Below are 20,102 nucleotides of genomic sequence, written 5' to 3'. Positions count from 1 at the left end.
CGTGCAACTCTCTATCCGGCCCGCCTTCCGTCTCGATGCCGCGGCCTGGTTGCCGCGCGCAGCCAGTCTGGTTCTCTTCATCGCGCTGTGCGCACTGGCGACACGCTGGGCGCTGACCTTCAGCGCGATGCGCACGATTCCGGTGCCGCAGTCCGCCCGCGTGGCGCAGACCGAGGCCGTGGAGACCGGCGCTGTGGCCACGCTGTTTGGCGGCTCGGCGCAGGGCGGCGTTCGCGACGTGCAACTGATCGGGGTCGTGGCGGATGTGGCCGACGGCGCCGGCGCTGCCATCGTGTCGCTGGACGGCGGGCCGCCCAAGGCTGTGCGCGCCGGCACGGCGCTCTCCGCGCAAATTCGCCTGGTGGAGATCCACGGCCGTTCCGTGGTGATCGAGCGCAATGGCGTTCGTCAGGAAATCGCGCTGCCGGTGCAGGCCGGCGCTGCGCGTTCGGGCCTGCCATCGCTGCCGGCGACGCCGCCCTCCGGCGCCGCTGCGCCGCTTGCTACGCCGATGACACCGCCCGCGCCAGCTGTCAGCCAGCCACCTGCACAACCTGTGCAGCCGCCAGCGTCTGCCACCATGCAGCCCCCGGGGGCGCAACCGCAGGCGCAGGAAGTCGATCCGCGCCAGCTCCAGCCTGCCATGGCGCCGGCCGCGCCAATGGCGGAGCCGCTTGTGCCGAAGAACTGAATCCGGCCGGACCGGCAACCAGTGTCTCGTCCAATATTCGTGATCCCTTGCGATCGCTTACGGCCGCCAGCCCATTCTGTGAGCCGCGTAACATCGTATTAAAACCGCCAACTTCCCCGCATCGTCCGCGTTCTAATCCGTACATGCCCACGTGATGAAAAGGAGCACGACATGCAAGGCAAATCCAAGCCGCAAATTCTCAAGCAATTCCTGGCCGCTTCCGCCGCGTTCCTCGTCGCCGGCGGCGCGTTTGCCCAAGCCGCTACAACCGCGCCTGCGCCAGCGCCGGCTCAGCGTGGCGGGATGCACCACCACATGGACCATGGCGGTGGGATGTGGATGAAGTCGGTCGACACCGACGGCGACGGCGCGATTTCCAAGGCCGAGGCCGACGCGCTCTTCAACCGCATCGATACCAACCACGACGGCAAGCTCGACAAGAACGAGATGGCGGCCTACCGCAAGGCGTCGATGGAACAGCGTCGCGCCGAGATGCAGAAGGAATTCGATGCCAAGTTCAAGGCCGCTGACAAGAACGGCGATGGCGCGCTGACCAAGGACGAGGCCAAGGCAGGGATGCCGCGCCTGGCGCAACGTTTCGACCAGCTCGATGCGAACCATGATGGCAAGCTGACGCAGGACGAAATCAAGGCCGGCATGCAGAAGATGCACCAGGAACGCATGCAGCGCATGCCGCGCGGCCCTGGCGCGCCAGCCGCACCGGGAGCTCCTTCCAGCAGCGGCGGCTGAACCGGTTGACTCGTCCCGGAATGACCGGGACGCTGGCCGAGACGAACGCGCGACCTTCACGGGTCGCGCGTTTCTTTTTGGGCCTCAGCGGCGTAGGCGCCGGCATTTTCGCCGGAAAACGGCCGAACAACCGTAGAATGCCCGCTGCCTGTGCAGCGGGCTTGGCACCATCCTTGCCTTCTCCCACGTCGAACGGACTACCGGCAAATCCGCTTTCCCGGCGCCTGATTTCGCTCAAGGAGTGATGAATACGACGTCAAACCGGGGTGGCTGCCACAAAAAATTGCGTACTTGTGCACAACTTGCTAAATTTGCGCAAAAAAATTGCCAATAAACATATTGCGGAGCAACGAAATCGTGAGCAAGGTGGAGTTGGATAAGATCGACCGGAAGATCCTCGAGGTCCTGCAGACCAACGGCCGGTTGACCAACCTGGAGGTGGCCGAGCGCGTGAACCTGTCGCCGAGTCCCTGCCTGCGGCGTATCCGCAGGCTTGAGGAGATCGGTGTGATCCGCCAGTACGCGGCGCTGCTCGAGCCCGGCAAGATCGGCCTGGGCCTCCTGGCCTATATCAACGTGCGGCTGGAAAAGCACGGTGGCGCGCCAAAGGGCAAGGCGCCGCTGGACCTGTTCCGCGCGGCTATCGGCACTTGGCCGGAAGTCGCGGCCTGTCATGCGATGACGGGCGAAATGGACCTGCTGCTCAAGGTCTATGTCGAAGACATGGAGCACTTTGCGCGCTTCATGCAGGAGCAGTTGCTGGCGCACCCGTCCGTAATCGACGTCCGCTCCAGCTTTGCGCTGGAAAGCATCAAGGACACCACGGCATTGCCCGTGGCTGGCGGCTGAACGGCAGCCCAGAACAAAAACGGCGCATCGTCACGATGCGCCGTCTGGCGTGGGGCCGGTGTCAGGCCGGGCCGCAGCCTTATCAGGCGGTGTGCTTCTGCGGCACCATCGAGCGCCAGAAGCGCAGCCCAAAGCGGCGCGCGTCGCGCAGGTTGCGGCGCACCAGATAGTCCAGGTCGGCGACCTGCTCGTCCAGCGCCTCGGTCAGGCGGCTCATGGTGTCCGCGGGCGGCAGTTCCAGGTAGGCATCGGCTTCGCCGTACGCGTACTGCACCTTCATGCCGGCCTTCTTGGCGATATGCATCATGGCCGCATTGCGCGACAGGCAGTGCATATAGAGCGTGCGCACGCTGGTGTTGCGGCCGTGGATGGCGGCACGCTCGAACAGCGCGCTGCCGATGCCGCGCCCGCGCGCGCTCTTCGACACCGATACGCCGAATTCCGCCACGCGGCCCTGCGCGTTGTCGCGCAGGTTGGCGAAGTGGCCGACGCCGACCAGTTCGAGCTTCTCGTCATACACGCCGAACACGGAATCATGGTCGAAGTCGATGCTGTCGACATACGCTTCGATCACGTGGTTGCCCACGGATTGGCCAAAACGGAGCAGGCGATCCTCCTCGCCCAGGGCGAGGAAATGCTTCAGCAGGCGCGAGCGGTGATGGGCGGCCAGCTCGCGCACCAGAACGGTGGCGCGCTGTGCGGCCTGTGCGGCTTCGGCTGCCTTGCGCAGATCTTCGTCGGTAACTGCGCCGACGGCCTTGCTCAGTTCGAGCGGATTCACGATGTTTCCTTCCCGGTGCAATCCGGTGCAATCAGCGATAAAAATAGCACCGCTGTGGTATTCGTCCAGGCACTTTTCGCATCACTGTGCGCCAGATTAGGGCAAACACTATATTGATGCAATTCGAAAAGTATTGTAGCGGAACTGTCAGTTCGGCGTAAGCTTCCCGCGTCGCAGCAGGCCTAGGCGAACCTAATTTCTATGAAAACCTTCATTGAAATCAAAAACTTGAGAAAATGTGATCAATTGTTGCGACTGTCCGTTTGTGGATTTGCTGCAACGCCGCATTCCGTTCTGTCGCAGCGCCCCCGCTGCGATGGGTACGCCTGAAATTTCGGACTAAACCGCCGTGACGAAAAGCGAATCTCCGATTGTTGTGATTTATGCGCATCCCACGCCAGGCCATTCACGGGTCAATCGCCCGTTGGCAGAGGCGCTCGCCTCGCAGCCGCACGTCGATGTGCGCGACCTCTATCGCCGCTATGTCGATTACGACATCGACGTCGTGGCCGAGCAGCGCGCGCTGGCTGCCGCGGACACGGTAGTGCTGCAGTACCCCGTGCACTGGTACAACGTGCCACCGCTGCTCAAGCTCTGGCTCGATGAAGTGCTCGAATACGGCTGGGCCTATGGTCCCGGCGGCACGGGCCTGCGCGGCAAATCCATGCTCGCCGTGGCGAGCACCGGCGGAACCTTCGATTCCTATGGGCCGGAAGGCAACCACGGCCATCCGATCGAAGCATTCCTGCTGCCGCTGGAGCAGACCGCGCGGTTGTGCGGCATGGATTGGCTGCCGCCGCTGGTCCTGCACGACGCCGACAACACCAACGCCCAGGTCCTGGCCGAGCACATCGCGCACGTCTGCAGGCGCATTGGCGCCCACGGGGATAGCCAGGAAGCGGCAGGCGCGGAGGTGCGCGGATGAACCAGCATGATTTCCTGATCGCACTGGTGGTGTTCCTGGTGGCGGCCGTGGTGGCCGTGCCAATCGCGCGCCGCACCGGGCTTGGCGCGGTGCTGGGCTACCTGCTTGCCGGCGCAGCCATCGGCCCGTTCGCGCTGCGTCTGGTGACCAATGTCGAGTCGATCCTGCACTTCTCGGAATTCGGCGTGGTGCTGATGATGTTCGTGATCGGCCTCGAACTGGAGCCACGCAAGCTGTGGGCGCTGCGGCGGAGCATCTTCGGCTATGGCGGCATCCAGCTGGCGGCGTGCGCGCTGGTGATCGGCATCCTCGCGGCGCTGGTCGGCGCGCCGTGGCCGGTGGCGCTGGTGGCGGGGCTCGGGCTGGCGCTGTCATCCACGGCCATTGCGCTGGCCACGCTGGGCGAGCGCAACCTGTTCGGCACGCCTGCGGGCGGGGCGAGCTTCGGCATCCTGCTTTTCCAGGACATCGCGGCGATTCCGATGATCGCGCTGCTGCCGCTGCTGGCGGCCGAGAGCGCGGCCGACGCCGGCGGCGGTGGCTGGCAGTCCGCGGCCAAGGCCGTGGCGGTGATTGCCGCCGTGGTCTTCGGCGGGCGCTACCTCGTCCGTCCGGCCTTGCGTTTCATCGCACGGACCGATATGCGCGAGATGTTCACCGCGTTCGCGCTGCTGCTGGTGGTAGGCATTGCGCTGATGATGGATGCGGTGGGCCTGTCGATGGCGCTGGGGACTTTCGTCGCCGGCGTGCTGCTGGCCGATTCCGAGTATCGCCATGCGCTCGAGGCCGACCTGGAACCGTTCAAGGGCCTGCTACTCGGCATGTTCTTCATGGCAGTCGGGATGTCGATCGACTTCGCGGTGCTGGCGCGCGCGCCGGGCACCGTGCTGGGACTGGTGGCTGTGTTCGTGGTCGCCAAGACCGCGGTACTGATGTTCCTGGCCCGCTATTTCGAGATCGCGCGCGGACAGCGGCTGCTGTTCGCGCTGCTGATCTCCCAGGGCGGCGAGTTCGCCTTCGTCGTGTTCGGCGTGGCCGGCACGGCGGGCCTGCTGCCGCGCGAGACCGAGGCGCTGCTGGTGCTGATCGTGGCCTTGTCGATGGTGGCCACGCCCTTGCTGCTGCTGGCCTATGACCGCCTGGTGGCGCCGCGCATGGGTGCGCCCAGGCGCCGTGAGGATGAGGCCATCACGCCGCAGGACAACCCGGTGATGATCGCCGGCTTCGGGCGTTTCGGGCAGATCATCGGCCGCTTGCTGTACGCCCAGGGCGTCGGCGTGACCGTGCTGGACCACGATCCCGATCAGATCGAATTCCTGCGCCAGTACGGGTTCAAGATCTTCTATGGCGACGCCACCCGGCTGGACCTGCTCGAAGCGGCCGGCATTGCCAAGGCACGCATCCTGATCGTGGCCATCGACGGCATGGACGACAGCCTGCAACTGATTGACCGCGTGCGTGAGCGCTATCCGGATCTGCAGATTTATGCGCGCGCGCGCCATGTCTCGCACATCTACCAGCTCAAGGACCGCGGCGTGAACCTGTTCGAGCGCGAGATGTTCGAGGGTTCGCTGATGCTGGGCCGCCGCGTACTGGAAGGGCTGGGCTTCGACCCGGCCGAGGCTCGCAATGTGGCCATGCGTTTCCGCCGGCACAACATCCAGGCCATCGACCGCTTCTATCCGCATTACACGGACCAGAAGAAGCTGGTGTCGCTGGCGCGCCAGGCGCGCGACGAACTGCAGGAGATGTTCCGCCAGGACCGCGAACAGCGGCGCCAGCGCGAAGAGGCCGAATGGTCCTGAGGGAAGCGCTGGCCCGCGTTCAGCGCCGCGCCAGCACTTCCGCGGGCGCGGCGGCCTTGCCCGGCAGGCCGCCTTCGAGCAGGTCCACCACCATGTCGGCGAACGCGGCGTAGGACAGCTTGCCGCCCGGCTTGAGCCAGGTGAAGGTCCAGTTGATCATGCCGAACACGGTCATGGTCAGGGCAGTCTGGTTTTCGCGCGTGACGCGTTCCGGGTAGGCGCGCCGCAGCATGCGCGAGAACGCCGCGACCACGTCGCGCTCGCGGCCGAGGATGAGATCGCGCTGCTCCTCGGCCAGGAATTTGACGTCGTTGATTAGCGCGATATGGCGCGTCTGCGAGTTCTCGTACTCGGCCAGGAACGCGCGGATCAGGCTGGAGAAGCTCTCGCGGTCGGTGCGGCCCTGGCGCTCGGAGTCGGCCTCGACCTCGGTGACGATCAGCATCAGCCGGCGCGTGTAGCGGTCCAGCAGGTCGAACAGGATCGCTTCCTTGCTCTCGTAATAGTGGTACAGGCGCGCTTTCGAGGTGCCGCACGCGGCGGCCAGGTCGGCCATCGAGGTACTCGGGTAGCTGCTGTTGGCAAAGGCCGCCGCCGCCAGTTCCAGGATCTGCTCGCGCTGTGCTTCGAAATCGGGTGCCTTGGTTCGCGCCATGTCGTTCCGGCAGGGAGTGTCCGGGAAGGGGAAAAAAGAAGGAGCGGGCTGTTCCGCTATTCGGCTATTCCGCGCTGGCAATCACGTGCCGGCGCAGCTCGCAGGTGTCGAGCGAATCGGCGTTGCCGCGCAGGACCATGCGTCCCATGGAGATCAGCTCGCGGCAGCGCCAGAACACGAACCAGTCGCTGGCCAGCAGGCCTTCGATAGCGCCCATCACGCTGCCCACCACCTCGGCCGCAGGCGTCCACTCGGACGGCGCGCGTTCCATGATGATGTCATCGATGCTGTGGTAGGCCGCCGGCACCAGCGTATTGCCCTTCCACAGCCGCACGTCGGCGTTCTCGCGCACGTTCTGCTGCCATTCGTAGCCCAGCCGGCCCAGGCGTAGCACCGAAACCGGCGCGATGGTCGAAAAGCGCCGCGCCAGCCGTGCCGGCGAATACATGCCGATGGCCGCCAGCCCTGCCTGCGGCGGCAGCTCCAGCTCGCGCAAGTCCATCGCGACTTCATTAATGCGCTGGGGCGCCTGGTAAAGGTGGAACACGACCCGGCGCAGCATGAGCTGGTCGGCCGCGCTCTGGCCGTGCCAGATCGCGATTTCCATGTCGCTCTGGCGCAGCTTCTGGAGCTGGTCGAGCGCCTGGCGCATTTCGGCGGCGAAGTCGATGTCGGTGTGCGGGGCCACGCGTTGCCAGAAACCGGAGCGGATCGACCCGGTGCTGTCGACGTCCACGAGCGGGCCCACGGCAAGGTCGTCGCGCAGTACGACCACGGGGTCGGGCCGGGCAGCCTGGGCCAGCGCCTGGCGCAGGGTATTACCGGCGACATCGCCGTTGACGACGTGGATATATTGCATGGCCGTGATTGTATATGCGTGGGACGGTTGTCAGTCACCTCCAGGCGTCTGCAACGCGCTCCCCTCCCATTGTAATCACGGCGCGACTTGGCCAGCCGGGCGTGCCGGGCACCGCGCGCGGCCCGGCGCACGTTCAGCGCCTATGGTTCAGCGTTCGTCGTAGCTGACCACCACGCGGGGCGTAAGCGCACGCGCCTGGCAGGTCAGCACGAAGCCCTTTTCCATTTCCCACGGCTCCAGCGTGTAGTTCTTTTCCATCTCGACCTGGCCTTCCAGCACCTTGGCCCGGCAGGTGCAACACACGCCGCCCTTGCATGCATAGGGCAGGTCCAGCCCGGCGGCCAGCGCCGTGTCGAGCACTTTGCCGTCCTCCATCGGCAGGCGCATGGTGTGCTGCTTGCCATCGAGCACCACGACCAGCTCGGCCGTGCCGGCGTGGTCGGCATGGGCGTGGGCGGGTGCGCGCTTCTGGCGGTCGACCGGCACGCCGAACCGTTCGGCGTGGATCCGGTGCGGATCCAGCCCGGCATCGCGCAGCGCGGCTTCGACCTCGTCGATCATCGAGGCCGGTCCGCACACGAACGCGGCGTCGATGCCGTCCACCGGGATCAGCGTCTGCAGGAAGGCCGTGACCCGGGCGTGGTCCAGGCGCCCGTGCAGAAGGTCGACTTCCTGCGGCTGGCGCGACAGCACGTGGTACAGCGTGAAGCGCGAAAGGTACTGGTTCTTCAGGTCTTCGAGCGCTTCGGAGAAGATGATGCTGTCGACATTGCGGTTGCCATAGACCAGCGTGAAGCGGCTCTGCGGCTCGGCCGCCAGCGTGGTGCGGATCAGCGACAGCACCGGCGTGATGCCGCTGCCCGCGGCAAAGGCAACATAGTGGCGTGCAGCGCCCGCATCGAGCGGTACATAGAAGCGGCCGTCCGGCGTCATCACGTCGACGAGCTGCCCCGGGGCCAGCGTGTCATGGAGGTGGCTGGAAAACACGCCGTCCTCGACCAGTTTTACCGCCACGCGCAACTCGCCGCGCTCGGCATAGTCCTGCATGCCGCAGCAGATCGAGTACGAGCGGCGCAGATCCTGGCCGTCGACCGGGGCCTTGAGCGTCAAAAACTGGCCCTGCGTGAAGCGGTAGGCGTCCCGCAGAGTCTCGGGTACTTCGAACGCGATGGAAATCGTGTCGGCCGTCTCGGGGCGCACCTGCGCCACGCGCAGCGGATGGAACTGTGGGGTCATGGCAGCTCGCTCGGGACGGCGGGGTTGGTAAAGGTTAGTAGGGTTTGAAGTAGTCGAACGGTTCGCGGCAATCGAGGCAGCGGTAAAGCGCCTTGCAAGCCGTCGATGCGAAGCGCGAGATTTCCTGCGTATGGCGGCTGCCGCAGCGCGGGCAGGCGACGGTATCCGGCGCACCGGCACGGGCTGCGCGCGGCACGAAGTGCAACGGCCGCGTGGCGGGTGCCGCGTCGCACTGCCGCGGCGGCGCAATGCCGAATTCGCGCAGGCGTTCGCGTGCAGCGTCGCTGATCCAGTCGGTTGTCCACGCCGGTGACAGCGTTGTGCGGATGCGCCAGGGCCCGAGTCCTGCTGCGTCGAGCGCCTGGCCGATGTCCTCGGCGATCTGCGACATGGCCGGGCAGCCCGAATACGTCGGCGTGATCGTGACTTCGAGCGTGGCGCCGTCGGCGATGGCGATGTCCCGCAGGATGCCGAGATCGCGGATCGATACCACCGGGATTTCCGGGTCGGGCACGGACTCCAGCGCGGCCCACGCGCGCGTGGTTCGTTCTGCGTCGGAAAGCGCAACGGTGTTCATGTCGGTTGCCACTGCTACCACTGCGCGCCGGGATGGGCGCGCGCCAGGCTCTGCATCTCGGCCAGCAGATAGCTCATGTGTTCCGAATGCAGTCCATGCTTGCCAGTCGAAAGAAAGGCGCTCGGCACCGGCTTTTCCAGCGTGGCTTCCGCGAGGGTTTCGTCGACTGTGGCTTCCCATGCGTCGCGCAGGTCGGCGGTTGGCACCGCCACGCCCTGCGCGGCGGCGAGCTGCTCCACGTCGTCGCCGGCGAAGCATTCGTTCATGTACGGCATCAGGTGATCGAGCGCGCGCTGCATGCGCAGGTGCGAAGCCTCGGTGCCATCGCCGAGGCGTACCACCCAGCCGGCTGCGTGATGCAGGTGATAGCGCGCTTCCTTGATCGATTTCGCCGCGATGGCGGCCAACTCCGCATCGGTACTCGCCTGCAGCACGTTCCACAGTTCGACCATCAGCGCGCTGTACAGGAAGTTGCGCGTGATAGTGACGGCGTAGTCGCGGTCGCTGCTGGCGGTGCCTGCCAGCGGCCCGCTGTGCGGCAGTTCGGCCAGCGTCCAGTTGCAAAATTCGCGTTCGCCGCGCCAGTACGCGTAATTGTCCTCATGGCGCGGCCTGCCGGTCAGCGCGCCTTCAAGCTCGCCGGCATGGGCATAGAGCAACCGCGCCTGGCCGATCAGGTCCAGGCTGATATTCGCCAGGGCGATGTCTTCTTCCAGCACCGGGCCATGGCCGCACCATTCGGCATTGCGCTGGCCCAGGATCAGCGCGTTGTCGGCTAGCCGCAGCACGTAGCGCAGCGCGGCCGTGCGCTCAGGCGGCAGATGCGACAGCGCGGGGTCGGACGTCGGGGTCGTCATGGTGCCGGGCCCTTACATATGGTTGACTTCGTCGGGCAGCTGGTAAAACGTCGGATGCCGGTAGATCTTGTCGGCCATGGGGTCGAACAGCTCCGGCTTTTCCTCGGGCGCGCTCGCGGTGATCGCGGTGGACGGCACCACCCAGATCGACACACCTTCCTGGCGACGCGTATAGACGTCGCGCGCCATATGCAGCGCCTGCTGGGCATCGGCGGCATGCAGGCTGCCGCAATGCTTGTGCTCCAACCCCTGCTTGCTGCGCACGAACACTTCCCACAGCGGCCATTCCTTCTGCGTCATGCTTGTCTCCTTGTCCTTTGCGTCAGGCGGCTTCGCGCTGCGTCTCGCGCGCGGCTTGCTTGGCGGCGTGGGCCAGCGCGGCTTCGCGCACCCAGGCGCCGTCCTCGTGGGCTTTCACGCGCGTCGCCAAACGTTCGCGATTGCACGGGCCATCGCCATTGATCACGCGCCAGAACTCATCCCAGTCCAGCGGGCTGTAGTCGTAGTGGCCGCGCTCGACATTCCATTGCAGGCCGGGATCGGGCAGCGTGACGCCCAGCACCTTGGCCTGTTCGACCGTGGCATCGACGAATTTCTGGCGCAGGTCGTCGTTCGAGATGCGCTTGATGCCCCACGCCATGGTCTGTGCGCTGTTGGTGGATGCCGAATCGGGCGGGCCGAACATCATCAGCACCGGGAACCACCAGCGGTCGACTGCGTCCTGCACCATCTCGCGCTGGGCGTCGGTGCCGCGCATCATCGCCAGCAGCGCGTCGAAACCCTGGCGCTGGTGGAACGACTCTTCCTTGCAGATCCGGATCATGGCGCGGGCGTACGGGCCATACGAGCAGCGGCACAGCGGGATCTGGTTCATGATCGCCGCGCCGTCGACAAGCCAGCCGATCACGCCGACATCGGCCCAGGTCAGCGTCGGGTAGTTGAAGATCGACGAGTATTTGGCACGGCCCGTGTGCAGCGCGTCGACCATCTCGTCGCGCGACGTATTGAGCGTCTCCGCGGCGGAATACAGATAGAGGCCGTGGCCGCCTTCGTCCTGCACCTTGGCCAGCAGGATGGCCTTGCGCTTGAGCGACGGTGCGCGGCTGATCCAGTTGCCCTCGGGCAGCATGCCGACGATTTCGGAGTGCGCGTGCTGGGAAATCTGCCGGACCAGCGTCTTGCGATAGGCCTGGGGCATCCAGTCCTGCGGCTCGATCTTGTTGTCGGCGGCCATGCGTGCATCGAACGCCGCCTGACGGCTGGCGTCGTCCCCGGCTGCGGTCACCGAAGCGGGATTGCCGGGCAAGTCCAGACTCTGCGTGTACATAGGAGCCTCCTTTGGCAGCGGCTGTCCCGGCTCTGGCGGCCGGCTTTGCGCCTGTGGTTCGGCCTCATTATATATAAGCCGACCGGTCGGTCAATTAAACGGCATGGCGCGGATCTGGCTGTTCCTTTTGCCACATGAACCGGTTGGCGTTGCGAGTGCAACAGCGCGCTAGCGCCGTGTTTGCAACTTTTGCACTCCCAAGTAAGGCGTACGCGACATGCCACGCGTTGGCCGCGGCGATTCAGGGCCGGCCGCCCGGTACGAAACTTGCGCGGTCTACCTTTCGCCATGACACAAGATGCCCAAGCCTCGCTGCTGCGTCCCGGACACAACTGCTGGCGCGTGGAACCCTGCACGCGCCTGGCAATGCTGGTCGATGCGGACGCCTATTTCACCGCGCTGCGGGAGGCATTGGCACGTGCCGAGCAAACCATCTATATCCTCGGATGGGATATCGACAGCCGCACACGCCTGACGCAGGAGAGGCCGGATGATGGATTGCCGGCCGAGCTTCGCGATTTCCTCAATGCGTTGTGCAAGCGGCGACCCGACCTGCACATTTACGTGCTGAGCTGGGATTTCGCCATGGTGTTCGCGTTCGAGCGCGAATTCCTGCCCGCAGCACGGCAGCACTGGGAGGCGCACCGGCGCCTGTCGTTCTGCCTGGACGGCAATCATCCGCCAGGGGCGTCGCATCACCAGAAGGTGGTGGTCATCGACCACGCGCTGGCGTTCGTTGGCGGACTGGACCTGACGATCCGCCGCTGGGACACGCCCGAGCACCGCGCCGACGAGCCGCGGCGGATCGATCCGGATGGAAAGCCGTACGCGCCGTTCCACGACGTCCAGTGCATGGTGGACGGCGACGCGGCGCGCGCGCTCGGCGATCTTGCCGCGGAGCGATGGCTGCGTGCGACGGGTCGTCATCCACGCATGCCAGCCGCGACGGGCGCAGACCCGTGGCCGAGCCGGGTGTCACCGGACGCCACCGATGTACGGGTCGGCATCAGCCGCACCTATCCGGCGCGCGATGACGCGCCCGCCGTCAGCGAGATCCGCGAACTCCATACCGATGCGATCGCCGCCGCGCGCGACAGCCTGTACCTCGAAAACCAGTACTTCAGTTCCGCCCTGATCGCCGACGCCTTCGCAGCCCGGTTGCGCGAACCGGACAGCCCCGACATCGCACTCGTGTCGCGCCGGACGGAAAGCGGCTGGCTCGAGGAAGCGAGCATGGGCGTGCTGCGCGCGCGCCAGTGCCGGACATTGCACGCGGCAGACTCGCACGGTCGCTTCCGGCTGTACTGCCCGCACGTGCCGGGCTTGGGCGATGCCTGCGTCAATGTCCACAGCAAGGTGATGGTCGTTGATGACCGCCTGCTCATGATCGGCTCCGCGAACCTGAGCAACCGGTCTTTCGGACTCGATACCGAATGCAATCTCGTGATCGAATCGAACGGCGACGCACGCATCGCCGCATCGATCCGCGCCATGCGCGACCGCTTGCTGTGCGAACACCTCGCGGTCTCGCCCGACACGCTGAATCAGGCGTTGACCGAGCACCCGCGGCTCAACGATGCGCTGCGCGCGCTGCAACGGTCGGGAGAGCGGACCCTGGTGCCCTTCATGCCAAGTGTCCCCGACGAGGTCGACGCGGCGTTGCCCGACGCCACGCTGCTCGACCCGATGGAGCCGATCGATCCCGATCAGGTCATGGCCGAGTTCATCGGCCACGATGCGCGCCCGCGCGCCGCAAGCCACGTGGCGATGCTCGTGGGGTTTTTGCTGGTGCTTGCCGGCGTGGCGTTTGCGTGGCGCTATACGCCGCTGCGCGAATGGGCCGATTTCCGTCACCTGCTGGTCTTCATGGAGCGCGTGGACGAGATGCCACTCGCGCCGCTTGTGATGATGTGCGCCTATGTCGTCGGCGGGTTGATGCTGATCCCGGTGACCGTGCTGATCGTGGTGACAGTGGTGGTATTCGGGCCGCTGTACGGGGGCGCGATGGCGCTGGCCGGAACCGTGCTGAGCGCTGCGGCGGGCTACACGGCGGGGCGCCTGCTCGGTCGCAACGCCGTGCAGCGCTTCGGCGGCCGGCGGCTGAACCGACTCAGCCAGCGCGTGGGCCAGCACGGCGTGCTCGCGATGGTGGCGCTGAGACTGGTGCCTGTCGCGCCGTTCACGCTGGTCAATGTCGTCGTGGGCGCATCGCGCATCCGCCTGCGCGATTGCCTGCTGGGGACGGCCATCGGCATGACGCCCGGCATCGTCGTCTCGGCGTCGCTGGTCGACCGCATTGCCGCTGTCGCGCGCAATCCGGGCACGCTGACGTTTGCATGGCTCGCACTGGCGCTGCTGGCGCCTCTGTGCGTATGGGTGTTGCTGCGCCGAAGGCGCCAGCGCCGCCGCCGGGCCACACACGCGCGCCGGCCACATGACGCAGGCAAGCGCCATCCGTGCGGTGTGCGCACCGCGCCGAACGAGAGAACGCAGTGAACGCGCCAGAGGCACCGCTGGCCGCCCGGCATGCCGAGATCGCGGTGGCAAGCTACAACATCCACGGCGGCGTCGGCATCGACGGACATTTCGTGCCCAAGCGCATCTGCGAAGTCTTGCGCGAATTGCGGGCCGACCTGGTCGCGCTGCAGGAAGTGGAAACCCGCGCCACCGGCTTCGATATGCTCGGCTTCTTGTCGCAGCATACGGGGCTGCATGCGATACCGGGACCGACACTGGTGCGTGCCGATGGCGACTATGGCAATGCCTTGCTGACACGCTATGCGCCGCTGAGCGTGCGGCACATCGACCTTAGCGTGAAAGGGCGCGAACCGCGCGGCGCCATCGATGCACAGCTGCAATGCGACGCGATCGAAGCCGGCACGTTCGCGCTGCGCGTGATCGCCACGCACCTGGGCCTGCTACCCAGCGAACGCCGCGCACAGGTGCGCCGCCTGTTGACGGCGCTGGCCGAAGTGCCCGCCCAGCCGACCATCCTGCTCGGCGATGTCAACGAATGGTTCTTGTGGGGTCGGCCGTTGCGCTGGCTGCATGCCTATTTCGAACGCACGCCGCATGTGTCGACGTTTCCGTCACGCTGCCCGGTACTGGCGCTCGACCGCATCTGGACGTCGCCGCGCGCGCACCTCGTCGCGGTGTCGAGCCACCGCAGTCCGCTGGCTCGACTTGCATCCGATCATCTGCCGCTGCTCGCGCAGATGCGGCTGACTTCGCGATAGGGCCCGCCGTTCCCGGAGTTGCCGATCAAGTCTGTGAGGCGTCTTTCCGTGGACGGCGCACGGCCCTGAGCTTGCCGCTGCTTCCGCCGCCGCAGAAGAACTGATCCGCGCCATCCGACTCAAGCCCCGACACCGCGACCCCCGCAGGCATGTCCAGCCGTTCCAGGACCTCGCCTGAGCGCGGGTCGATGCGCCGCAAATCGCTCTCTTCGCCTTCCCATGTCCCATGCCACAGTTCGCCATCGATCCAGGTAACCCCGGTCACGAAGCGGTTGGACTCGATCGTGCGAAGCACCTTGCCGGTTTCGGGGTCGATCTGATGGATCTTCCGTTCGCGGTACTGCCCCACCCAGAGCGAACCTTCGGCCCACGCCATCCCGGAGTCGCCGCCACCGCCCGGGGCCGGAATCGTAGTGAGTACACGGCCGGTCTGCGGATCGATCTTCTGGATGCGGCTTTCGGAGATCTGGTAAAGGTACCGGCCGTCGAACGCCGTCCCCGCGTGCGCGGGGACCTCGATGGTGCGCACTGTCTGCCCGCTCTCCGGATCGAGCGCGTTGAGCCTGTCCCCGGAGCCAAACCACACCTGGCGCCCGTCGTAGGTGACGCCATGGATGGCGTCCACGCCGGCGAAGGGGCCGTATTCACGAATGACTTCCGCTGCTGATCGCTTCATGTTCATGTCCTCGTCACGGGTTGATGTGCGTTCCATGCTAGCCACCGGGCAGCGGCGCAGGGAGTAACAAGGTCGTCGCGAATCCGGGTATCGGCGGCGTGATCCAGCGGCGTGCCCGCCCATGGCCGACTGGCTGGACCTTGCCGGCAGCCGCCAGAGCGTCGAGCGCGCGTTGCATGGTGCGCTGGCTCGCGCCGAGCGCCAGTGCCAGGGCCGAGCTTGACCACGACTCGCCGTCCGCGAGGCAGGCGAGCACGGTGGCATAGGCGTCTTCGACCGGCAGCGCCAGCACAGCGACCCCGTGCGTGCCGCGGGGCGCCAGCGCGTAGCCGCGTCCGGTCGCGGTGACGTCGGCGAGCAGTCCGAGTGCCGTGCGCAGCCGGCCGATTTCGACGCGCAGGCGCGCGCGATGCGAGGCATCGGCGAATTTCATCCGGAACGCGCGCGCGATGAGCGCGTCGCGCGGCACGTCGTCCGGCCATGCCTCGGCGAGCATGCGGGCTAGCGAGAACAAGACCGGCCGCCGTGCCAGCGCGACCACGTTGACGGCGTCACGCACGACCAGGCGGCATGCGTCGACAACCAGCGTCCCGGATGACAGCAGTGCTTCCACTTCATCTAGCATGAGCAGCCGTTCGCCGCCGCGCGAGATCATGCGCGCGGCTGCTGTATCGAGGACACCGGACGCGGCTTCGACCTCCGCCACCAGCGTGGGGATACCAGCCTGATGGGCTGCATCCCGGGCCCGGGCGAGCGCGGTGCGCGCCACACCGGTCCGCAGTCGCCGGATAGCGATGCCGGCGACGGCGAGTTCGTGCGCGGCGCGCAGGGCAGGCGGAAGAGGTGCGGCGGGGTCAAGGCCGGCAAGCAACTGGTCGGCCGCTTCGAGCTGGCCGATCAGCACCATGCGGCGGACCTGCAGATAGCGCGCATGCGCGGCGTTGGCGCGGTCACCGTGCGCTTCCAGCGTTGCCCGCGCGGCGTCGAGCGCCTTCACAGGCCAGTGCAGGTCGCGCGAAACCAGCGCGATCTCGGCTTCAGCGACGACGCAGCGCGCACGGGCCATGGTTTCCTTCGGGCCGAACGCACGTGCGGCGTTGCGCAACAGCGCCTTCGCGAGCGACAAATCGCCGAGCTGCGCCATCGCGATCCCGCGCAGCGCGAGTGCGGGAGCGTCGTCGCGCAAGGCGATGCGGTTCAGCGCGCCGAGCGGGTCACCGGCCGCAAGCGCGCGGGCCGCGGCCGTGATCAGGGAGTCCATCCGAATCCCGCCACACTTGTCATTTCCACCGTTGCAAGGTTGCGCCTAATCTAGCACACGAGGTATTGAGCCGACTGGCCGCGCCACGTGCCGCTGGCAGCACGTGTAGTATGGTCCTGGCGGCCCTTGGGCCGCCATCCCCTTTTCCTGTCTACGGAGGTAACGAAGATGACTGGCGCGGCGTACAACAAGATCGTGGTGGCGGTGGACGGCAGCAGCACGTCGACCCTTGCGCTGGATGAGGCGGTACGGGTCGCGGGCCCGGGCAGCGCGACGGTGCTCGCGCTCTATGTTGTGGACAACGCGACGCCGCTCTTCGATGCCGGCTTCTACGATCCGAGCCAGATCCAGAAGGCGTTCGTCGAGAGCGGGCAGCGCGCGCTCGAAGAGGCGGCCAGCCGCCTGGCTGCCGCCAATGTAAAACACGAAACCCGGCTCGTCAGCGAGGCCCCGGTTCCCGGGGACATCGGGGCGTCCATCAACGAGGCTGCCCGCCAATGGGGCGCCGACCTGCTCGTGATCGGCACGCACGGTCGGCGCGGTGTGCGCAGGCTGGTGCTGGGCAGCGTGGCCGAGGCGTTGATCCGGCAGTCCACCATGCCGGTGCTGCTGGTGCGCGGCGAAGGCGCTGCGGACTGATCTGAACGACGGCCTGGGAGGTTACCCGGCGAAGCGGAAGTGTCCGCTGCGCAGCACGATTTCGCGGGCCTCAGTCAGCTCGAACAGGCTTTCCGCCAGTTGCTCGATACGCTGGCGGTTGCTGGCGAAGGCCGCCAGCAAGTCTTCTTCACGCGGAGAGCGCGCTCCGAAGTGCGCCTCCAGCGCTTCAGCGGTGACGGAATACTGGGTGGGGCTGCCGTTGACCGTTGCGGGGCAAGACAGCCTCAGGCTGGCCGCGCAGTAGGTCGGATTGGCGCGAGGAAACGAGACAGCGGACATGGCGTACCCCTCGTGCGGTCGACGAACGAATGAAGACATTCTAGGACATCGGCTGGGGCGGTAAAGGTGGCCAGATCAAATGCCCGGCTGTGGCAGTGGGTTGCCCTTACACACCCCGCGCGTAGCCGAGCGGCGCAGCAACTGATCCGGGCCTTTGCAGCGCCTTGGCGACGGTATGAGCGGCGGCAATGTGAGCGTCGGCGTAGTCCGCCTGTTCGGCCAGGAAGCGTTCGAAAGGCAGCGCTGGGGCAAGCTTGCCTGCCGGTGCCTCGTGCTCCGAATGGGCGCCGGTCCCGCCGGTCTCTCCGGTCTCATATCCAGGACGCACTGCGACCTCCGCGAGCCGGACCTCCAGAGCCGCCAGGGCGGCTTGCATCGGCGCGCGCGGAAGCTCGTCGAACGAACCCGACTCTGCGCCGGCCCGCACCACGCCAGCCAACGCCGCCATGCGGCGTGCGGTAGCGTGCAGCTGCGCATAGGCCTGTGCCGCATCAGGCGTCAGCCCACGGCCATGTTCTTCCCGCGTGCGTTCTGCGCGGGTCGATGCCCGGCCGGCCGAAATCCGCAGGGCTTCCAGCCGCGCGGTGCCAGCCGCGCCCGAGCGGGCTGCGGCAAATGCGGCACGCAGGTAGACGGCATTGACGGCGAGCGCGTCGAAAGCGTGTCGGAACATGCGCGAACGCTCCACACGCGGCGCCAGCACGTAATAGCTCGCCAGGGCGATCAGGCACCCCAGTGCCGTATCGATGCCGCGCAAGGCGGCAAAGTGACTGCTGTCGACCGCAGGTGCCCCGATCCATGAGAACAGGATGACCGCCGGCGTCAGGCAGAACGCAAAGCCGGCGGGCTGCGCCGCGAGCCGGCTCGCGTACGCGCCGGCCAGGAACACGGCGCTGATGCCCAGCGCTGCCGCCGGCGCGGGATGCGACAGGCCAATCACGCACGCGAGCAGTGCCCCGGCGAGCGATCCGCCAAAGCGCTTGAGCGAGATCTGACGTGTGGTCTGAAACTGGGGGCTTAACACCATGATGACCGTGACGGCGACCCAGTAGCCGTGATCCACATGCCACCACTGCGCGGGCAGCAGGCTCAGGCAGCCGCCGAGGGCCAGACGGATTGCATGGCGGCCGGCCAATGCGTCTCGGGCGGTATGTTCGCGGAGCGCGCCGCGCAGGCGGTCCACCACATGCCACAGGCCGCGGCGCGGCCAGGCGAACCCGGCGCGCCAGCGGTCGAAGTCCGGGTGCCGTGCCAGGGCCGCCAGCGCTGACTGGTAAGGCGGCGGCGCACTGGCGTTGGGCACCGGCGCAACCAGCCGCCGAATCTCATGCCGGAGTGCCGCGCCCAAGGATGGCAGGTCCGCGGCATGCTGGGCCATCGCGTGGCTGACCTGCTCGTGCGCATCGGCCACGCAGCGCGCGATGTGCCGCAGCGGCAGGCGGTGCGCGGGGCCGGCGCGCTCGCGCAGTTCCGTCGCGACGATCAGCAGGCCGAACAGGGCGTCCGCGATCCCGATGACATAGGCGAAGTGGGGCAGCGCGTAAGCCTCCCGCAGGTTGCGTCGGGCATGGATGGCGCGCCGTGCCGCTTCGATTCGGTTGCGGATGTCCTGCTTGCAGGCGGTCAGGGTGGGTACGTCGCCGCCGTGGGCGAGTGCCGAGGCGAAGCGTTGTAGCGCGGCATAGACTGCTTCGGTCTCAGGGCGCGGACGCATATCGCGGCGCGAGGGAATCAGCGCGAGGCAAACCAGGCACGCGAATGCCCCGCCCCGCAGGTAGCCTAGCCCGGAATCCAGCATGTGGGCCACGATGTCGTGGCTTGTGGCAGGCTGCAGGCAGGCGGCGATCAGCACCACATAGAGCAGCTTGGCCGCGATCGCCGCAGCGGGGCCACGCGCTTCCGCAAAGCCGACGGCCAAGCCTGCGACCAGCACGACGGCTACAGCGGCAAGCGGGCTGAAGGCCACCGCGGCACCGAGCGCACTCGCGACTGAACCGCCGATGCCGACTGCGCCAAGGCTCGCCAGACGTTGAGCGGCAGTGCCTTCCCGGTCGGCGAGGCATGTCCAGATGGAGGCGGTCGCGGCCCAGAGGTAGATTGCCTGCCCGCTGAGCCCGCCCATGCCGGCGAGGGCTAGAAATGAGCCGGCATAGATCACGCCGCGGCGGATCAGCGCGGCGTCAGGCCAATAGCGAAGCAATAGGGGTACGACCGGCATAGGCGTGAGCGGGGTGCTGTGGCCACTCTACGGCAGCGTGTGCTGCGATGCAACAAAATCGCGAATCCATCCCTTGTCTGCAATGATCTACGACACTGTTGCCACCACTGCCGGCAATCGCAGCCGAAGCGGTGCATATCCCGGCCGCCGGCACGTCTTGCCACTAAATCCAATGAGAGCGGGGGCTTATGCCGAAATTTGGGCAAAAAAAACCCGCGCAGTGTTCTGCGCGGGTTGGAATCCACCGAGGTGGTGGAGGAGACAGACTTCACTATACACGTCTTGCTGCGACGCACCAAGCCGCCCTTCAACGAATGTTTGCTTTTTGACACAATGTTGTTGTTGCCATCTGTTGGTATGTTCTGAGGTGTTGCGTGCAGGACGGTCTGGAGACTTCAGTTACCACAACGTAAATGTGCTTTTATGGTATCTTTCGCCGTTGCGTTTTGTTGTGGGTTTT

General features: G+C 66.5%; 20 protein-coding genes. 8 read left to right on the top strand and 12 right to left on the bottom strand.

Annotated features, from left to right (window positions below):
• Position 1: 1 nt before the first annotated feature.
• The 3 genes from KHO41_RS36495 to KHO41_RS36485 all read left to right on the top strand — a co-directional run bounded on the left by KHO41_RS36495 (position 2) and on the right by KHO41_RS36485 (position 2,290).
• Positions 2-691 carry a type II secretion system protein N gene (locus tag KHO41_RS36495; protein ID WP_211958095.1) on the top strand — a complete coding sequence of 230 codons (690 nt, stop codon included), beginning with the start codon at positions 2-4 and terminating at the stop codon, positions 689-691.
• Between the two features lie 171 nt (positions 692-862).
• Positions 863-1,441: an EF-hand domain-containing protein gene (locus tag KHO41_RS36490; protein WP_211958094.1), complete on the top strand. Its 579-nt coding sequence runs from the start codon at positions 863-865 to the stop codon at positions 1,439-1,441.
• A gap of 357 nt (positions 1,442-1,798) precedes the next feature.
• Positions 1,799-2,290 carry an Lrp/AsnC family transcriptional regulator gene (locus KHO41_RS36485; protein WP_011299345.1) on the top strand — a complete coding sequence of 164 codons (492 nt, stop codon included), beginning with the start codon at positions 1,799-1,801 and terminating at the stop codon, positions 2,288-2,290.
• An 82-nt stretch (positions 2,291-2,372) separates the two neighbouring features.
• On the opposite strand, the gene KHO41_RS36480 is transcribed toward KHO41_RS36485, so the two are convergent.
• Positions 2,373-3,071 carry a GNAT family N-acetyltransferase gene (locus KHO41_RS36480; RefSeq protein WP_211958093.1) on the bottom strand — a complete coding sequence of 233 codons (699 nt, stop codon included), beginning with the start codon at positions 3,069-3,071 and terminating at the stop codon, positions 2,373-2,375.
• A gap of 376 nt (positions 3,072-3,447) precedes the next feature.
• Here KHO41_RS36480 and kefF point away from each other — a divergent pair, with 376 nt between their 5' ends.
• Positions 3,448-3,996 (top strand): glutathione-regulated potassium-efflux system oxidoreductase KefF, encoded by a 549-nt coding sequence (gene kefF / locus KHO41_RS36475; protein WP_211958111.1) that lies wholly within the window; start codon positions 3,448-3,450, stop codon positions 3,994-3,996.
• A complete protein-coding gene (gene kefC, locus KHO41_RS36470; RefSeq protein WP_211958092.1) occupies positions 3,993-5,801 on the top strand; it encodes a glutathione-regulated potassium-efflux system protein KefC in 1,809 nt (602 codons plus the stop codon). Before kefF ends, kefC begins: the two co-directional genes overlap by 4 nt.
• Positions 5,802-5,820: 19 nt before the next feature.
• Here kefC and KHO41_RS36465 read toward each other — a convergent pair whose 3' ends face one another.
• The 7 genes from KHO41_RS36465 to paaA form a co-directional block, all read right to left on the bottom strand.
• Entirely contained in the window at positions 5,821-6,456 is a 636-nt protein-coding gene (locus KHO41_RS36465) for a TetR/AcrR family transcriptional regulator (protein WP_211958091.1), read from the bottom strand.
• Positions 6,457-6,520: 64 nt separating this feature from the next.
• Positions 6,521-7,315, bottom strand: coding sequence for a DUF1835 domain-containing protein (locus KHO41_RS36460; protein WP_211958090.1), 795 nt, complete (start codon positions 7,313-7,315; stop codon positions 6,521-6,523).
• 147 nt (positions 7,316-7,462) lie between these two features.
• Entirely contained in the window at positions 7,463-8,551 is a 1,089-nt protein-coding gene (paaE, locus tag KHO41_RS36455; RefSeq protein ID WP_211958089.1) for a 1,2-phenylacetyl-CoA epoxidase subunit PaaE, read from the bottom strand.
• Between the two features lie 34 nt (positions 8,552-8,585).
• A complete protein-coding gene (paaD, locus tag KHO41_RS36450; protein WP_211958088.1) occupies positions 8,586-9,128 on the bottom strand; it encodes a 1,2-phenylacetyl-CoA epoxidase subunit PaaD in 543 nt (180 codons plus the stop codon).
• A 14-nt stretch (positions 9,129-9,142) separates the two neighbouring features.
• On the bottom strand, positions 9,143-9,985 hold the full coding sequence (gene paaC / locus KHO41_RS36445) for a 1,2-phenylacetyl-CoA epoxidase subunit PaaC (RefSeq protein ID WP_211958087.1): 843 nt from the start codon (positions 9,983-9,985) through the stop codon (positions 9,143-9,145).
• A gap of 12 nt (positions 9,986-9,997) precedes the next feature.
• Positions 9,998-10,285, bottom strand: coding sequence for a 1,2-phenylacetyl-CoA epoxidase subunit PaaB (gene paaB / locus KHO41_RS36440; RefSeq protein WP_211958086.1), 288 nt, complete (start codon positions 10,283-10,285; stop codon positions 9,998-10,000).
• A 22-nt stretch (positions 10,286-10,307) separates the two neighbouring features.
• Entirely contained in the window at positions 10,308-11,312 is a 1,005-nt protein-coding gene (paaA, locus tag KHO41_RS36435; protein ID WP_211958085.1) for a 1,2-phenylacetyl-CoA epoxidase subunit PaaA, read from the bottom strand.
• Between the two features lie 288 nt (positions 11,313-11,600).
• Here paaA and KHO41_RS36430 point away from each other — a divergent pair, with 288 nt between their 5' ends.
• Positions 11,601-13,808 (top strand): VTT domain-containing protein, encoded by a 2,208-nt coding sequence (locus KHO41_RS36430; protein WP_211958084.1) that lies wholly within the window; start codon positions 11,601-11,603, stop codon positions 13,806-13,808.
• A complete protein-coding gene (locus KHO41_RS36425) occupies positions 13,805-14,548 on the top strand; it encodes an endonuclease/exonuclease/phosphatase family protein (RefSeq protein ID WP_244874194.1) in 744 nt (247 codons plus the stop codon). Before KHO41_RS36430 ends, KHO41_RS36425 begins: the two co-directional genes overlap by 4 nt.
• Positions 14,549-14,573: 25 nt before the next feature.
• Here the strand turns inward: KHO41_RS36425 and KHO41_RS36420 are convergent, their stop codons facing one another.
• Both KHO41_RS36420 and KHO41_RS36415 read right to left on the bottom strand, forming a co-directional pair.
• Positions 14,574-15,224, bottom strand: a complete 651-nt coding sequence (locus tag KHO41_RS36420; protein ID WP_211958110.1) for a Vgb family protein — start codon at positions 15,222-15,224, stop codon at positions 14,574-14,576.
• Between the two features lie 37 nt (positions 15,225-15,261).
• The gene (locus tag KHO41_RS36415) at positions 15,262-16,485 is read right to left on the bottom strand and encodes an ATP-binding protein (RefSeq protein WP_211958082.1); all 1,224 of its coding nucleotides are present in this window, start codon (positions 16,483-16,485) and stop codon (positions 15,262-15,264) included.
• A 168-nt stretch (positions 16,486-16,653) separates the two neighbouring features.
• Between KHO41_RS36415 and KHO41_RS36410 the strand changes: the two genes are divergently transcribed.
• Positions 16,654-17,124 (top strand): universal stress protein, encoded by a 471-nt coding sequence (locus KHO41_RS36410; RefSeq protein ID WP_211958081.1) that lies wholly within the window; start codon positions 16,654-16,656, stop codon positions 17,122-17,124.
• Positions 17,125-17,145: 21 nt separating this feature from the next.
• Here the strand turns inward: KHO41_RS36410 and KHO41_RS36405 are convergent, their stop codons facing one another.
• Both KHO41_RS36405 and KHO41_RS36400 read right to left on the bottom strand, forming a co-directional pair.
• A complete protein-coding gene (locus KHO41_RS36405; protein WP_211958080.1) occupies positions 17,146-17,424 on the bottom strand; it encodes a DUF1488 family protein in 279 nt (92 codons plus the stop codon).
• Between the two features lie 106 nt (positions 17,425-17,530).
• A complete protein-coding gene (locus KHO41_RS36400) occupies positions 17,531-19,642 on the bottom strand; it encodes an FUSC family protein (RefSeq protein WP_211958079.1) in 2,112 nt (703 codons plus the stop codon).
• Positions 19,643-20,102 lie beyond the last annotated feature (460 nt).

The organism is Cupriavidus numazuensis (assembly GCF_905397435.1).
Taxonomy (GTDB): domain Bacteria; phylum Pseudomonadota; class Gammaproteobacteria; order Burkholderiales; family Burkholderiaceae; genus Cupriavidus; species Cupriavidus numazuensis.
The sequence above is the reverse complement of the archived record's forward strand: the minus strand, read 5'-3'. Positions and strand labels throughout refer to the sequence as shown.

What these genes read in the sequence shown, in the direction of transcription:
- KHO41_RS36490 (WP_211958094.1), top strand. Translation starts at nt 863, where the DNA reads ATGCAAGGCAAATCCAAGCCGCAAATTCTCAAGCAATTCCTGGCCGCT.
- kefC (WP_211958092.1), top strand. Translation starts at nt 3,993, where the DNA reads ATGAACCAGCATGATTTCCTGATCGCACTGGTGGTGTTCCTGGTGGCG.
- KHO41_RS36465 (WP_211958091.1), bottom strand. Translation starts at nt 6,456, where the DNA reads ATGGCGCGAACCAAGGCACCCGATTTCGAAGCACAGCGCGAGCAGATC.
- KHO41_RS36460 (WP_211958090.1), bottom strand. Translation starts at nt 7,315, where the DNA reads ATGCAATATATCCACGTCGTCAACGGCGATGTCGCCGGTAATACCCTG.
- paaE (WP_211958089.1), bottom strand. Translation starts at nt 8,551, where the DNA reads ATGACCCCACAGTTCCATCCGCTGCGCGTGGCGCAGGTGCGCCCCGAG.
- paaD (WP_211958088.1), bottom strand. Translation starts at nt 9,128, where the DNA reads ATGAACACCGTTGCGCTTTCCGACGCAGAACGAACCACGCGCGCGTGG.
- paaC (WP_211958087.1), bottom strand. Translation starts at nt 9,985, where the DNA reads ATGACGACCCCGACGTCCGACCCCGCGCTGTCGCATCTGCCGCCTGAG.
- paaB (WP_211958086.1), bottom strand. Translation starts at nt 10,285, where the DNA reads ATGACGCAGAAGGAATGGCCGCTGTGGGAAGTGTTCGTGCGCAGCAAG.
- paaA (WP_211958085.1), bottom strand. Translation starts at nt 11,312, where the DNA reads ATGTACACGCAGAGTCTGGACTTGCCCGGCAATCCCGCTTCGGTGACC.
- KHO41_RS36430 (WP_211958084.1), top strand. Translation starts at nt 11,601, where the DNA reads ATGACACAAGATGCCCAAGCCTCGCTGCTGCGTCCCGGACACAACTGC.
- KHO41_RS36420 (WP_211958110.1), bottom strand. Translation starts at nt 15,224, where the DNA reads ATGAAGCGATCAGCAGCGGAAGTCATTCGTGAATACGGCCCCTTCGCC.
- KHO41_RS36415 (WP_211958082.1), bottom strand. Translation starts at nt 16,485, where the DNA reads ATGGACTCCCTGATCACGGCCGCGGCCCGCGCGCTTGCGGCCGGTGAC.
- KHO41_RS36410 (WP_211958081.1), top strand. Translation starts at nt 16,654, where the DNA reads ATGACTGGCGCGGCGTACAACAAGATCGTGGTGGCGGTGGACGGCAGC.
- KHO41_RS36405 (WP_211958080.1), bottom strand. Translation starts at nt 17,424, where the DNA reads ATGTCCGCTGTCTCGTTTCCTCGCGCCAATCCGACCTACTGCGCGGCC.
- KHO41_RS36400 (WP_211958079.1), bottom strand. Translation starts at nt 19,642, where the DNA reads ATGCCGGTCGTACCCCTATTGCTTCGCTATTGGCCTGACGCCGCGCTG.